Source organism: Burkholderia semiarida (genome assembly GCF_029268935.1).
In the GTDB taxonomy this organism is placed as follows: domain Bacteria; phylum Pseudomonadota; class Gammaproteobacteria; order Burkholderiales; family Burkholderiaceae; genus Burkholderia; species Burkholderia semiarida.
Window position 1 is genome coordinate 1 of the sequence record NZ_JAHLCL010000022.1, and the last position, 215, is coordinate 215.

Annotated in this window: 1 protein-coding gene; it reads right to left on the reverse strand. The window is 70.7% G+C overall.

Translation table 11 applies throughout. The features are described 5' to 3' along the window. Positions 1–215: hypothetical protein (locus tag KPB06_RS34440; RefSeq protein ID WP_275920606.1), on the reverse strand; the 215-nt coding region annotated here is incomplete at both ends.

Below are 215 nucleotides of genomic sequence, written 5' to 3' on the forward strand. Positions count from 1 at the left end.
CTCGTAGCCGAGCTGCACCAGGTAGTGCTGCGCCTCGCGCAGCGGCTGGTCGAGCCGGTCGCGCACGAATTCCCAGCGCGCGCGCACGCGCCTGAGCAGCTCCAGCGCCTGCTGCACGCGGTCTTCCAGCAGTTCCGCGCTCGGGATCTCGTTCGCGTCGTCGGTCTTGCCGAGCGGCAGGTTGCCGCCACGGAAGAACGCCTCGAGCGCGTCGA